The sequence below is a fragment of the Vibrio sp. 2134-1 genome, assembly GCF_033339495.1.
Window position 1 is genome coordinate 1 of record NZ_JAWOUS010000016.1, and the last position, 13,489, is coordinate 13,489.

General features: G+C 42.2%; 16 protein-coding genes. 1 reads left to right on the forward strand and 15 read right to left on the reverse strand.

The features are described 5' to 3' along the window. Nucleotides 1–186: 186 nt before the first annotated feature. The 8 genes from R7R78_RS17005 to R7R78_RS17040 all read right to left on the reverse strand — a co-directional run bounded on the left by R7R78_RS17005 (nt 187) and on the right by R7R78_RS17040 (nt 5,949). Nucleotides 187–489 carry a type II toxin-antitoxin system RelE/ParE family toxin gene (locus R7R78_RS17005; RefSeq protein ID WP_054868422.1) on the reverse strand — a complete coding sequence of 101 codons (303 nt, stop codon included), beginning with the start codon at nt 487–489 and terminating at the stop codon, nt 187–189. After that, the gene (locus tag R7R78_RS17010; protein WP_005448240.1) at nt 477–734 is read right to left on the reverse strand and encodes a type II toxin-antitoxin system Phd/YefM family antitoxin; all 258 of its coding nucleotides are present in this window, start codon (nt 732–734) and stop codon (nt 477–479) included. Before R7R78_RS17010 ends, R7R78_RS17005 begins: the two co-directional genes overlap by 13 nt. Before the next feature lie 206 nt (nt 735–940). Beyond that, a complete protein-coding gene (locus tag R7R78_RS17015; RefSeq protein ID WP_225474036.1) occupies nt 941–1,348 on the reverse strand; it encodes a bleomycin resistance protein in 408 nt (135 codons plus the stop codon). Nucleotides 1,349–1,482: 134 nt separating this feature from the next. After that, entirely contained in the window at nt 1,483–1,851 is a 369-nt protein-coding gene (locus R7R78_RS17020) for a hypothetical protein (RefSeq protein ID WP_225474038.1), read from the reverse strand. A gap of 1,347 nt (nt 1,852–3,198) precedes the next feature. Beyond that, nucleotides 3,199–3,834 carry a hypothetical protein gene (locus R7R78_RS17025; RefSeq protein WP_140099246.1) on the reverse strand — a complete coding sequence of 212 codons (636 nt, stop codon included), beginning with the start codon at nt 3,832–3,834 and terminating at the stop codon, nt 3,199–3,201. Between the two features lie 144 nt (nt 3,835–3,978). Next, entirely contained in the window at nt 3,979–4,542 is a 564-nt protein-coding gene (locus tag R7R78_RS17030) for a hypothetical protein (protein ID WP_205461653.1), read from the reverse strand. Nucleotides 4,543–4,720: 178 nt separating this feature from the next. Continuing rightward, a complete protein-coding gene (locus R7R78_RS17035) occupies nt 4,721–5,512 on the reverse strand; it encodes a DUF3800 domain-containing protein (protein WP_140167826.1) in 792 nt (263 codons plus the stop codon). A 158-nt stretch (nt 5,513–5,670) separates the two neighbouring features. Beyond that, a complete protein-coding gene (locus tag R7R78_RS17040) occupies nt 5,671–5,949 on the reverse strand; it encodes a hypothetical protein (protein WP_205461626.1) in 279 nt (92 codons plus the stop codon). Nucleotides 5,950–6,247: 298 nt separating this feature from the next. Between R7R78_RS17040 and R7R78_RS17045 the strand changes: the two genes are divergently transcribed. Beyond that, on the forward strand, nt 6,248–7,210 hold the full coding sequence (locus tag R7R78_RS17045; protein WP_017636093.1) for an integron integrase: 963 nt from the start codon (nt 6,248–6,250) through the stop codon (nt 7,208–7,210). A gap of 43 nt (nt 7,211–7,253) precedes the next feature. On the opposite strand, the gene R7R78_RS17050 is transcribed toward R7R78_RS17045, so the two are convergent. The 7 genes from R7R78_RS17050 to R7R78_RS17080 form a co-directional block, all read right to left on the reverse strand. After that, complete coding sequence (locus tag R7R78_RS17050; RefSeq protein WP_017636094.1) at nt 7,254–7,727, reverse strand: DUF2947 domain-containing protein; 474 nt, start codon at nt 7,725–7,727, stop codon at nt 7,254–7,256. A 13-nt stretch (nt 7,728–7,740) separates the two neighbouring features. Beyond that, complete coding sequence (locus tag R7R78_RS17055) at nt 7,741–8,328, reverse strand: HD domain-containing protein (RefSeq protein ID WP_130545081.1); 588 nt, start codon at nt 8,326–8,328, stop codon at nt 7,741–7,743. Between the two features lies 1 nt (nt 8,329). Further along, nucleotides 8,330–8,914, reverse strand: coding sequence for a ribosomal protein S5-alanine N-acetyltransferase (rimJ, locus tag R7R78_RS17060; protein ID WP_225474039.1), 585 nt, complete (start codon nt 8,912–8,914; stop codon nt 8,330–8,332). Between the two features lie 36 nt (nt 8,915–8,950). Further along, complete coding sequence (gene tyrR / locus R7R78_RS17065; RefSeq protein ID WP_005388272.1) at nt 8,951–10,495, reverse strand: transcriptional regulator TyrR; 1,545 nt, start codon at nt 10,493–10,495, stop codon at nt 8,951–8,953. 100 nt (nt 10,496–10,595) lie between these two features. Beyond that, entirely contained in the window at nt 10,596–11,636 is a 1,041-nt protein-coding gene (locus R7R78_RS17070) for a YcjF family protein (RefSeq protein ID WP_017636096.1), read from the reverse strand. After that, nucleotides 11,633–13,009, reverse strand: a complete 1,377-nt coding sequence (locus R7R78_RS17075; RefSeq protein WP_047103200.1) for a YcjX family protein — start codon at nt 13,007–13,009, stop codon at nt 11,633–11,635. The genes R7R78_RS17070 and R7R78_RS17075 overlap by 4 nt, the downstream gene beginning before the upstream one ends. 256 nt (nt 13,010–13,265) lie before the next feature. Then, nucleotides 13,266–13,451 carry a hypothetical protein gene (locus R7R78_RS17080; protein WP_005376906.1) on the reverse strand — a complete coding sequence of 62 codons (186 nt, stop codon included), beginning with the start codon at nt 13,449–13,451 and terminating at the stop codon, nt 13,266–13,268. Nucleotides 13,452–13,489 lie beyond the last annotated feature (38 nt).

Below are 13,489 nucleotides of genomic sequence, written 5' to 3' on the forward strand. Positions count from 1 at the left end.
ATATCCATTTTTTACTTCTCATTACACATCCTTGTTAATGATTTAAGCTAACGCCCTGTTAAGGTGTGAGCAACGCATTACTGATGCCGCCGCATACCGCCTTAAACACTAAAATCAACGCATAGTAAAAATGCCACGCGTTGCGAATCACTCTTAAACAGTTTGTTAGCCGCTCATTCCCAAAGGTTACTGCTTACTCAACAGGAACTTACGCAAATCTCTCTCTGCACGCATAACAAACAGAATAAACACTTTGTCACCGTCTTGTTTATAGAAAACACGACATGGATTAACGACAACTTCACGATAACTTAAATGTTCTAGCTCGGGTGGAATACGACCTGACTCTGGGAAAGCTTGTAGGCGTTCGACTTTGGAGAAGATCGTTTGCACTAACTGCTTTGCAGCTACGATACTTTCAAGTGCGATGTATTCAGCGATATCGTTGAGGTCAGATAACGCTGGCTCAGTCCAGATTATTTCAGCCATTTTGACATTTTGTCCTTGGCTTCATCATGACTTACCACTTTACCGTCAGCTAGTGCACGCTCACCTCGTGCAATACCCTCAAGAATAGCTAAACGATTTTGCATAAACTCGTAGTCATCAACATCAACGAGATACGCGGATGGCTTACCATGCTCAGTAATTAACACTGGTTCTTTGGTGTCGTGGAGATCGGCGAGGATCTTAGTTGCTTGACGTTTGAGTGATGTAACTAGTTCTACTTTCATGAGAGCTGCTCCAAAGGAATACTAAAGTGATACTATTCTATCACTTTGAGTATAGCAAGCTCCATGACGGCTAACGCCGCATTAAGGGGTGAACAACGCAAACCACCCAAATTAAACCAATGTGCCATAAACACTTAAGCTGAACTTTGAACCAAAACTGCCAAGCGTTGTGAATCCCTCTTAAATGCTTTGTTATGTGAATTTTGTCAACAGACGTCCTGACAGAACCTAAACAAGTACCCGTCTGGTGATTGCACGATAAACTGCTTTTGAACGACGGACTTATTACCACATTCATACGATTTATATTCGAGCGCTAGATAAATTGACTCATTAGATTTCGAGCAAACTTCACAATATAAGCGTTCAATATCATTAACGTCCCACTGAAAGTTCACACCACAACCCAACGGGAATTCTGGATTACCAGTGATCCACTTACGGCTTTGACTGGATAAACCTTCTAACATTAAATCTACACCGTCGAGTGTTAAATATACAAACTGTTCTTCTGGCCTTTCGTATTTGATGGAAAAACCAAGAATATCTGTGAAAAAAGCCTTACTTACATTTATATCGAAACAATACAATTCTGGAACTACTCGTAATGTCATGATTTTCCCTATTCACATAACGCCCTGTTAAGGTGTGAGCAACGCAATACCGAAGCTCCCGCATACCACCTTAAACACTGAACGCAACGCATGGTAAAAACGCCACGCGTTGCGAATCACTCTTAAACAGTTTGTTATGTGTTATACCAATGGCGGAGTAAATCTAAAAAGCTCTGAGGTACATTTGCTTTATTCAGTATCTCAATAGCTTCGTTTGTAGGGAGTAATAGAAACGAGTATGCCAATAACGACACATTCACTCCAAGAGATACCCATTGCAACTTAGAAGTTGTTTCACTATTAAACCTATCGATAACAAGGAAAACGAGACATATAAGAGCCCCGATTGAAAAGACAGTTAAAGGGTGAGCACCACCGAATTGATGAATTACTCCGACAACGACAAAACCTAACCCAGCCACTACAGTGACCATCAAAGCCTTTAACAGCCAATCAAGCATAAACTTTAAAAACCAAGGCTGTAATTCATTATTTGAAGACAAATTATAACTCCATAAATTTAAACTTTTACAAACACATAACGCCCTGCTAAGGGGTGAGCAACGCAATACAAAAGCCGCCGCAAACCACCTTAACCACTTAATGCAACGCATAGTAAAAATGCCACGCGTTGCGAATCCCTCTTGAGCAGTTTGTTAGTTTGCAGACCCAAAAGGTTGATTTTACGTTATTTTAAACTTTGCGAACAAAACTTTATGTGCTTTGATGCAATTAAGTCAGGCGTAGTCTCAAAGCGGCTACTCAATGAAACCACTTGGGACAAACAACGCCGTAGAAAACGAACTCACAACACCAAAAAGCGCTTTTGGAAAACCAATCTCACAATGCAGTCTTTCAACAAAGTCACTAAAACCACGTGAACTTACCACACCAGAGAAAACGTCCTTTCAGCAAGTAAATCTGCTTTTGTACCAACAAACTCAACGAGCAGAGTTTCAGCAAAAAAGTTCGACTCAGTTAACCCCAAAGTCACCGCACCAAAGAACAAATCAACCGTTGAAACGATGCCAATTTTGGATTTTCACCACGCTAGTTAACACTAAAATTGAGAGTCAATACGACAACTTAAACTTTGAGCTTTTACCACTAGTTCTTGCGATATAGCTGCGTTTTTCCTCTTGCAAACTAACGCCCTGCTAAGGGGTGAGCAACGCAATACCAAAGCCGCCGCATACCACCTTAATCACTAAATTCAACGCATAGTAAAAATGCCACGCGTTGCGAATCCCTCTTGAGCAGTTTGTTAGTTTGCAAACCCAAAGCGTTGATTTTACGTTATTTTAAACTTTGCAAACAATAAACTTTATGTGTTTTGATGCGCTTAAGTCAGGCGTAGTCTCAAAGCGGCTACTCAATGAAACCACGTGGAACAAACAACGCCGCAGAAAACGAACTAACAACACCAAAAAGCGCTTTTGGAAAACCAATCTCACAATGCGGACTTTCAACAAAGCCACTAAAACCACATGAACTTACCACACCAGAGAAAACGCCATTTCAGCGAGTAAATCGGCTTTTGTACCAACAAACTCTACAAGCAGAGTTTCAGCAAAAAAGTTCGACTCAGGTAACCTAAAAGTCGCCGCACCAAAAAACAAATCAATCGTAGAAACGATGCCAATTTTGAATTTTCACCACGCTAGTTAACACCAAAATTGAAAGCTAATACGACAACTTAAACTTTGAGCTTTTACCACTAGATCTTGCGATATAGCTGCGTTTTTCCTCTTGCAAACTAACGCCTTGCTAAGGTGTGAGTAACGCAATACAAAAGTTACCGCACCGCGCCTTAACCACCATTAGCCGCCGCATAGTAAAAATGCCACGCGTTACGAATCACTCTTAAGCAATTTGTTAGGCTCTGTGGTCAATACTGCCTCTTGTTGTGGGCTAGTATGCTCAGAGTCAGCTGAAACATAGATTTGATACGCTCCAATAGCAAAACCACCAATACCGACTAGAAGACCAATAATAGAAATTACGGAGTTTCGTTTTTTCTCTCCTCTAGCTTGATCTGTATATTCTTGAAGTTGGGAAACAAGTAACTCTATCATATGTTGATGTTCTGGAGCTTCTTGCCTTATTCGTTCTAATGGTAGCTTTAATTCTGGTGGTATTCCCTCAAATGGTTCATCTGACTTAAGCTTGTTTGCCCACTCCTCAAGTAAGGCTAAGGATTTACTATCTTCTGTAACTCCGTTTACAACCTCTTGCTTTATTAGGTTATTTAAACTTCGCTTTAAGGAGTTGGGAGACAGCAAAGAGTAACATGATTCGATTACTTTGATATGTTCCCAGGTTGGCACACCATTTTTAAGTGCATTAGCAATGTCTTCTTTTAGCTTACGATCATTCTTAGACTTAATTACATCCACCAAAACAGTCAAAATCTGCCAAAATGCAAAGAGCAGAGCAATCACTAAACTAACTGAGGCACCAATTAGCGTAATTATACTTTCGTTCATTATTTTCCTCTAAAGAGCCTAACGCCGCATTAAGGTGTGAGCAACGCTACCACTAACCCTAACCGTACCACCGTAAACACAAAACCCAACGATGGAATGAAAAATGCCAAGCGTTGGGAATCACTCTTAAATGCTTTGTTATGTTTATTTTACTTCTTGGATTTTAGCTTTAGCTTTAACAATTAGAGCTTTAATTTTTGCCAAGTCTTCAAGGTTATAATAAGCAGCTACGCCACCGATTTTACCGCTTGAAACTGCCGCCATTACTTTGCCACCAGAACTAAATGTGGAAATTTTCAGATCACCTTTAGTCGAGTAGTCAGCTTGGAAATCTTCAAACTTTGTTACATCTGGTTTGATTTTTGAAATGTAATCAATACCAGCTATCAAAGAATCAATTTCATCGAAGTCGATATAAGTTGTATGCTTTTTATCGTAACGGCCATCTTCTTTGAAAGCTTCGATAGTAATACCGTACTCTTTCTGACCACTAGTAACATTAGTAAATTCTTTACTTTCTACGTTAACAAGGGTGTTGTACAAGCCATTTGCTGTTCCGATTTTTTGGAAACCACGAACGAGAACGACACCTGTTTTAGCGCTGAATTGCTCTAATTTAGTTTTAGCTTCAGGAACAGTATCTTTTAAATTGTTAGCTGAAACACTGCACGACAGAAGCACTAAAGCAATAATAGAGAGTTTTTTCATGATGATTAAATCCGACTGAAATAAAGCTACCATTATATAGAACAGCAGCCTGAGCACTCATAATAAACATCATAAGTGTGAGGATAAACATAACGCCGCATTAAGGTGTGAGCGGCGCTTGGCTATACTTGAGCGAAGCGAAACTGCCAAGCGTTGCGAATCACTCTTAAATGCTTTGTTAGGTACGTTTAGGAAGCGCATACTTTAGCTCAACAGGCTTAGTTTCAACCTCTCTTACCCCTTGAGTACGGTCATGAAAATACCAAATATTGAACTTCCTTTCATGCGGTTTGGTATCGTACCCCAAAGAATCCCACCCTAAATATTGTGCGACTTTTTCAGCGACTTTTAGCTTAGCGGGTGATGTTGCAGCACCTTGAAAAGCACTCATAACGGCACCTAACAGAAAGTCGGAAATTTGAATATTTTCTGATTTCTTTGAGTCTTTTTCGACAACGGACTTAATAGGGTTTTCTCCATTAAAGCTACGGCGAAGAGTTCGGTTAGCTATAATATGAAAAGCTTCATCTGCTTTATCATATCGAGAAGCTATCGGGTCAACTTCAATTCTAAATTCACACTGTCGATTCGGATGAGCTTTTTTAACGGCTGAAATTTTCGTCGTGATTAACTTAGTAAAGTGCTTTCGCATAGCAAGGTCATAATCACCACCATGATATTGCTTGTTCACCATACCCTTTCTGATAACAATACAGTGAAACGCTAACCATTGATGTTTAAAAAACATATCTATCAAATCTGAATAAAATTCAGCATAGTGTTTTTTATGGGCTTTTTGCCACTTAATTTCATCGTGGTATCTATGCTTGTCACGAAGCTCTCTAACCTTTTGAGCAAAATCACCACGTCTTTGATACTTCATCCACAAAGAACCAAATCCGTAATATTTTTGCCCTCCGACACCAGATTCGTCACATGCTACATGCCAGATGAGTTTCCCTTGTTGCACCCCGCACCTCCACAATATTCATTTGTAAGCGATAAAGTACCTAACGCCCTGTTAAGGGGTGAGCAACGCAATACCAAAGCCGCCGCATACCACCTTAAACACTAAAACCAACGCATAGTGAAAATGCCACACGTTGCGAATCCCTCTTGAACAGTTTGTTAGGCGACATTTCTACGTTTAACTTCTTTCTCATACGAAGATTCGCTGTATAGCCAGATAGCCCAAAATGCGAAAAACATCCCGATCGTGTAAATTGAGTAATTAAGAGCATTATCCGATAAGAAAATCGTAATGCTTGCCGCTTCAGAAGATGGGTAAAGGAAAATAACATTAAAAATCATGTACAAAATGGCTGTGACGAAAGTTGTTCTAAAAAGCCAATTTAAACATCCTTTCTTTCGCGATTTTTGCCAATTATCAAATGCTTTACCATTCATTAATCCACTCCTTTTCTGTTAACTGAAGCTAGATTCACACCAAGATACTATCCACTAGTCTATCGTTTGTCCCATGTCGCCTAACGCTTTCTATACGGCGATTTGCCGTTTTTCTGGCAGGCTACCGCCTTCTTTCTTATCAAAAGCGCTATCAATCGTAGCACTTATATATATGAAACAAATAGAAAAACAGTATGAATATGTGTGGTAGCGCGCGCAATTAGGCGGCGCACAGCACGCTAATTTCAAAAGTGGTGATACATTAAGGGAGCTGTATAAATAAACAGGTTAATTTATCATGAAAAGTCAGTTTTTACTTAGTGTAAAAGAGCACATGCTTACTCGTCATTATGCGAATAAAACTATCGAAAGTTATCTATTTTGGATAAAACGCTTTATCACTTTTCACCAGCTTGCTCACCCATCAACACTAGCAGAAGATGATGTCATTCAATTTCTGAGTTACTTAGCGGTAGAAGAAAAAGTTGCGGTAAAAACGCAAGCTTTGGCGCTGAACTCAATATCATTTTTATATCGTGATTATTTCAAAACCCCACTATCACTTGATATGAGATTTCAGAAATCCTTGACCGAAAAGAAACTTCCCGTTGTGTTAACCAGGGAGGAGATCCGAAGATTCGTTCAGCATATCGACCCGAGGTATAGACTCCATATTCAGCTGCTTTACGGCTCCGGGCTTCGAGTTATGGAATGTTTACGCTTAAGAGTTCAAGATATCGATTATGATTATGGTGCAGTTCGCGTGTGGCAAGGAAAAGGAGGTAAAAATCGTACAGTCACATTAGCCAAAGAACTGCATGAACCACTCAAAGCTCAAGTTAATTTAGCAAGAAACTATTACTTTAAAGATAGGCACATGCCTGGTTATGCGGGCGTATACATCTCTGAAGGTTTACGACGTAAATACCCAAAAGCGGAGCTAGATTTTAACTGGCACTTTTTGTTTCCATCAACAAAGTTAAGCGCAGATCGAGACACTGGTGAATTGAGAAGGCATCATATCAATGAAAGCGCAATACAAAGAGCAGTAAAGCGCGCGGCAAGCGACGCAAGCATTGAGAAAACTGTAACTTGCCACACACTAAGACACAGTTTTGCCACGCACTTATTGGAATCTGGCGCAGACATTAGAACTGTTCAGGAACAATTAGGGCATACTGATGTAAAAACCACGCAAATCTATACTCACGTTATCGAGCGCGGGGCTGGTGGCGTGTTGAGTCCATTATCCAGCCTTTAGAAAAACAAAGCCACCTCGAAAGGTGGCTTTGCTTTATAACTCGTTATTGACGAACACCGAGTTTCACATTGCCTTTTGAATCAAACCAAAGTGCTTGCGAACGGCGACGTCCTATTAGTATCGGACCATCGTCATAAAAGAGAAAGTTCTTCCAGTGCTTTTTAAAAATAGACCATTTCGTTTCGATGACATTGTACTTCTCGTAGCAAAAGTAAACGGTTACATCGTCTTGCCAATCGATATGTGCCTCAGCTTCCGCTGGCATGTCAGGATCATCCGACTCCCACGCAGCCATCCAATCCACAGTTTCAGACCAATTCGCCTCGTTCATTGGCCAGTCTTGGGAACTTAGTCTATCCATATCAGGGCTTTGAGCACTGATATTTTCTTTCCAAAATTGTGCTGAGCGGGCTTGGCTCATCGGCTTAATAAAAGCCAAATCTTCTTCTGGCACAGGCATCGACTGATGCGTAAAAATCCATTTTCTTTGGTATTCGTCCAAAGGCAAATAAGACATTCAGTCTCCTTTATTACGATTTCAGCCAACCTTTCTCTGTGGCTTCTTCAATCAACTCTTTCGCTTTGTCCCATAAGGTAACAGAGCCAAATTCAATTCGTTTATTAATGGTAAGTGCTTGTTCGCGTGAGACACCATGTTCCTTCCAACTCTGACCATTATTATGGTAGTTCAAGAGCATTGGAATTAACCGATCGAGTGCTTTTGCATACTTAGCATCATCGGTCTGCGCGGCTTCAAATTCATGCCAAAGCGCCAATAGCTCTTGCTCCTGATCGCTGGGTAACATACCAAACAAGCGCTCTGCGGCTCTAATTTCTTTTTTTGCTTGCTCTTGAGACGCAGCAGTATCATAAACAAAGGTATCGCCCGCGTCGATCTCTACTACGTCATGTATCAATAACATTTTCATCACTCGGCAAATATCAACAGGTGCATTCGCATGCTCTTCCATCAATATTGCCATCAGTGCGACATGCCAACTATGCTCACCACTATTTTCGAGGCGCCCTTCAGCACTTTTAACTCGAGTTCGGCGCAAAATGCTTTTGAGTTTATCGAGCTCGATTACAAGTGCTAACTGCTTTTCCAATCGTTCCATACTATCGCCCTTCTGGCTGCCAATTCGGATTAATAAGCGACGTTAGAACGTGGTCTTGCCACTCACCATTAATCAAAAGGTAATCTTTTGCATACCCTTCTCGGTTGAAACCTACATGCTCTAGCACAGCTTCACTGCGTTTATTGTGAGGCATGTAGCCAGCTTGAATACGATGCAGTTTCTGAACGTTAAACATGTAGTCGCAAGCCATGGTTAATCCACGACGCATATAACCATGCCCTTGCGCTTTTTCAGCGAGAGAATATCCGACGTTACAAGAATAAAAAGGAAAACGACTCAAACTACTAAAGGATATCGTACCTAGCATTTCACCCGAAGAGGCTCTGACTAAAAGGCAATAATACCCCAATCCCATTCGATGCAGCTCATTGAGCTTGATAAGCTTTTGCAACCAACCGTTAACTGAGAAAAAAGCCTCTTCACGTTTCGGTTCAAACGGTTTCAGGTATTCTCGGTTCGCTTGAAAATAGTCGGCAATCATATCTGCGTCACCGATTTCAGCGGTACGAAGAAGCAAGTCACCGTCCAACTTATGAACGGCGATAGATGAGCTGTTATCTTCCATTACAAATGATTAATTCCGTCTTTTCGTTCAATTCGATTAATTCTTACGTATACCGTAATCACGCAGTTTATTAGCGATTGAGGTATGCGATACATTTAAGCGCTTAGCAAGCTTGCGGCTTGATGGGAATGACTGATACAAACGTTCCAGAACTTGAGATTCATAATCACGCATGATCTCATCCAATGAACCGTCGATGTTAAGCGTTGTACTACCAGCGCCGACTGACTGAGGCTGAGGTAAATTGAAGTGATCCGCGTTTAGTATACCACCATCCATTTCCGTGAGCGCTCGAAGAACCATGTTATCCAGCTGGCGCATGTTTCCTGGCCACTGATAATTTGCAAGGGCATCAACTAGACCATCATCAAACTCTGGCTTATCAATCCCAAGCTGTTGAGCATGTTTCGCCACAAACAACTCAAGCAATGGTGCAACGTCGTTTGAGCGCTTACGTAACGGAGGAATGCTGAGCGTAAGTACGTTGAGGCGATAATACAAATCTTCACGGAACATTCCTGCTTCAGAAAGCTCGGCAAGGTTATGTTTTGTTGAAGCGATGATACGAACATCGACATGCATCTCATCTTCTGCACCGACACGACGGAAATTACCATCTTGTAGAAAACGTAACAGCTTGATTTGAAGGTGCGAACTCATTTCACCGATTTCATCAAGAAATACCGTCCCGCCATTTGCTTGCTCAAAGATGCCTTTGTGGCCTTGTTCATGATTAAATGAACCCGGCGCATGACCAAAAAGTTCGGTTTCTGCTACATCGTCAGGCATCGAAGCACAACTCAAAACTAGGAATGGCTTGCTCGCACGGCTAGAACGACTGTGGCAAGCTTTAGCAAGCATTTCTTTACCGGTCCCCGTTTCGCCCTCAATCAACAATGGTTGGTCAAGCACAGACAGCTTCTTAGCTTGGTTCATTAGTGCTTTATGACGGTTCGATATACCAACAAAGTGCTCAAAACCCAGAGGATTATGCAGCGGTAGTGCTTCTTCAATTCTGGCAACTTGCTGACTAGAGCGAATCGTCATTAGAGTACTCGCTAGAGTCGAGTTTTGCGCTTCGTCTCGGATATAAACGGGCATCAACTCTAGAACATAGTCCAAGCCATCAATCACAAGGTTTTCCCGCGTTCGACCATTAACACCTTCAGACCAACGAGAGAAACGAACACTTGGTAACAAAGCACCGATTTGAGTACCAATCACTTCTTGCTTGTGAAGGCCAAGCAATGAAAGTGCAGACATGTTTGCCATGTCTACGGCACCTTTAAGATCAATGGCAAAAACCGGATCGGGCAAGTTATCAACTAACGAGAGCAGCTCCGTATTGTGGCGCTCCATCGGCATAAACTGGATTTTACGTACGTCTTTCACCCCCGGAATACGGCGGATTTCAGCCATCAGCTCACTAAACGTATCAAAATCAATATCCGGGCAATTCAAATAGATAATACCGCTAATATCGATTTCGATACCACGCAAGTCGATGCTTTTAGACGCTAAAATATCGAGCAGTTCTCGGGTCAAGCCGAGTCGATCTTCACATAAGACTTCAAGACGCACTTAAAATATCCCAATTCACAACTGTCAGGAAAAGTTGACAGTAGTTTCTATCATGCTTGGAATGGCGTCAAGCAATCCTATCCATCAAAGTTGATATTCGTTACGGTTTCATCGTAATTGATGCAACTTTCGCCGCCACTGCCTTGCGTATGGTGCCCAACTTAACCTGACGGTCAGGATACCAGGGTAGTGGACGCAATAAGGTCATCGCTTTCAAGCCCAAACGTGCCGTTAGAATACCAACACCTAGTCCCTGCCCCGCACGAGCAGAAACTTTGCCAGCAAGATCCATCGACATCAAATCCATACTGGCATCAATAGCGAGCTCACTGGCACCAGCCGCCGCCATATTGACAAATACCGCTCTTAGTAACTTGATGCGAGAGGCATAACCTAGCTCTACCCCATATACCTTGGAGAGGTTGTCGATCATTTTGAAATTTCGCCAAGCCACCAGCAACATATCAGCGGCAGCCAGAGGGCTCACGGCGACTAGGGCCGCACACTCGGTTGCGTGCTGTGATACGATTTTCGTTGCCAACTTGTCTTGTTGGCTCACCACCATCGAGTCATACATATCAAGAATTTCAGCGTCACTATGAGCAGGGTTAATACTGTTCTGCCAACGATCAAAGCCCGGATTCTCTGCCATCACACCACTTTGTTCTGCTACGGTTTCGCAAAAGGCTTTCCCTTTCCCAACGCTCTCACTATTAACAAGTGCTTCTGCTTCTTCTTGAACACTAAAATGATTTCGTAGTTTTCGCAGTTTCCAAAGCTCTTTACCCATAGCTCCTAAACCAAGCGAAGCGATCGCAGCAATAAACCCCGTCCAGCTTAAGGCTAGCCAATCAGAAGCCTGAATTGCGGTTATAACCGAGTCCACCGCTTGCCAGCCAACCAAACCAGCAAAAGTTGCAAATGCGCCAGTCGCGAGCCATTTTCTGCCCGATTTTGGACGAATGACATGCTCGAGTTGCAATTCCTGTTCGGTCTCCTGGTGCGCTTCTTTAACTTCAACAGGTACAAATGTTTCTTTTTCGCCGAATGTTTGCTGCGCCGTCAACTCCGGTTGATTCGATTGCTGATCTTTTTCCATTACCTTTTCAGAGAAAACTTGTTTTTGCTTCAACTCACTCATTTCAATTTATCTCCAATCAGGTAATCCAGTGCTTTGTCTAAGCGTATGTGCTTCACTGGCTCATCATTCGGTGAGGGCATCGGACGAAACGACGTAAAATCAAACCCGTTGTTTTGCCAATAAGCTGCATTTGGTAGCTTTTTCGGCACCTCTCCGGGAAACATAGTCATCGGCTCACCACCCAATGTTGTTCCTTGTAACGCCGGGATGGTCTTATCTCCAGAGGAAATAAACCCCGTCGTGGTTGCTTGGATGGAAGCGATACTCATGCAGCTCATCTCAATATTCTCGTAGGCTGCCGTTTGCCATGCTGGATGCACCATTTGTTGGAGCAGAGACACCAAATTTGGGTGCTGATCGGGCGTGATATGATCCGCTTTTGTAGCAGCAAACAACACTTTGTCGATTTTTGGTGAGAACAAACGACGCAAAAAGCTACTACGACCATAACGGAAGCTATGCATGATCTGTTCTAGCGCTTGGCGCATGTCGTAAAACGCTTCATCACCAGCATTGAGAGGCTGCAAACAATCCACCAGTACAATCTGGCGATCGAAGGTCGCAAAATGATGCTTATAAAACGCTTTCACTACTTTTTGTTGGTATTCCTGAAAACGGGCTTCTAGCATCGCTAAGTTACTGCCCTTGGGCGCTTTGCTTTCCGAATCAGCACGACACGGAAAAAACTGTAGCACCGGCGCGCCTGCTAGCTCACCAGGTAATACAAAGCGGCCAGGCTGAACCCAATGAAGGCCAGAGTCTTTACAAGAATGAAGGTACTCTGTGTATGTGTGTGCAACTTTCTCAAGTAGTTTCTCATTCACTTCTGTAAAGAGATCCACTTTCTCCAGTTCAGAAAGCCAAGCTTTGGCTAAATCGCCACGCTGGCCTTTAAGTGCATCAAACTGAGTTTGCGACCACGTTGCAAAGTCCATGTCCAATAAAGGCAGGTCGAGCAACCACTCTCCTGGATAGTCGATAATATCAACATTTAAAATTGCGGTTTTACTCAACAGCTTTTTCGTGGTTTTATTTGGTTTGTACTTGAGCGCTAAGCGAATCTCACTCACATCACGTGTCGGTACTGGCCACTGAGGTGGAGTCGCATGAATTTGGCTCATCGCCTCATCGTAAGCAAAGCGTGGCACCATCATATTCGATTGAGGCTCACGTTTCGCCCCAATAAGGCGCTTATCTCTAGCCGCAGTCAAAAGAGGCAAATTGTCATGGGTTGCAGTATGAAGAAGCTGATTCACTAATGACGTGATGAATGCCGTCTTACCGGCACGAGAAAGTCCGGTGACAGCAATTCGAACATTAGAGTCCATACCTCTGTTGATAAAGTCATTAACTTCTTTCTTTATTCTCTTCATTACGCTTCTTTATCTTACTCCACTTTAAAACAACGTTGTCAGCGACTTCGAATTTCGAGCTACGAATACTGTTCTATCCCGAATTCTATGAGTTTAACTTTATATACCTTAATAAAAGATGAACAAAACATCCGGCTTGATGCTGTATTAAAAAAAGAAAAGCCCCTGAGTGGTTCAGAGGCTTACTTAATTTACAGCATTAGTAACTCTATATGCGCTGATTACTATGTTAAACAGGAACCCGCTTTCTTTAAGCCTAGTCGTCTTCGATCAACTTATAGATAACAAATAGAGCGATTTCTAAAATCAGCCACAACACACATGTGATGGTCACGTACTTTTCATCAAAGATGCTGATACCGTGAAGAATCAAGTCATAGCCAACAAAGCCACCTATCACTACAGCAAGAATAATTTGTAGAATCTGAATAAAACGAGGCATGCCGTCTCCTAATTATTGTTCGCATAACGTTTGATTGC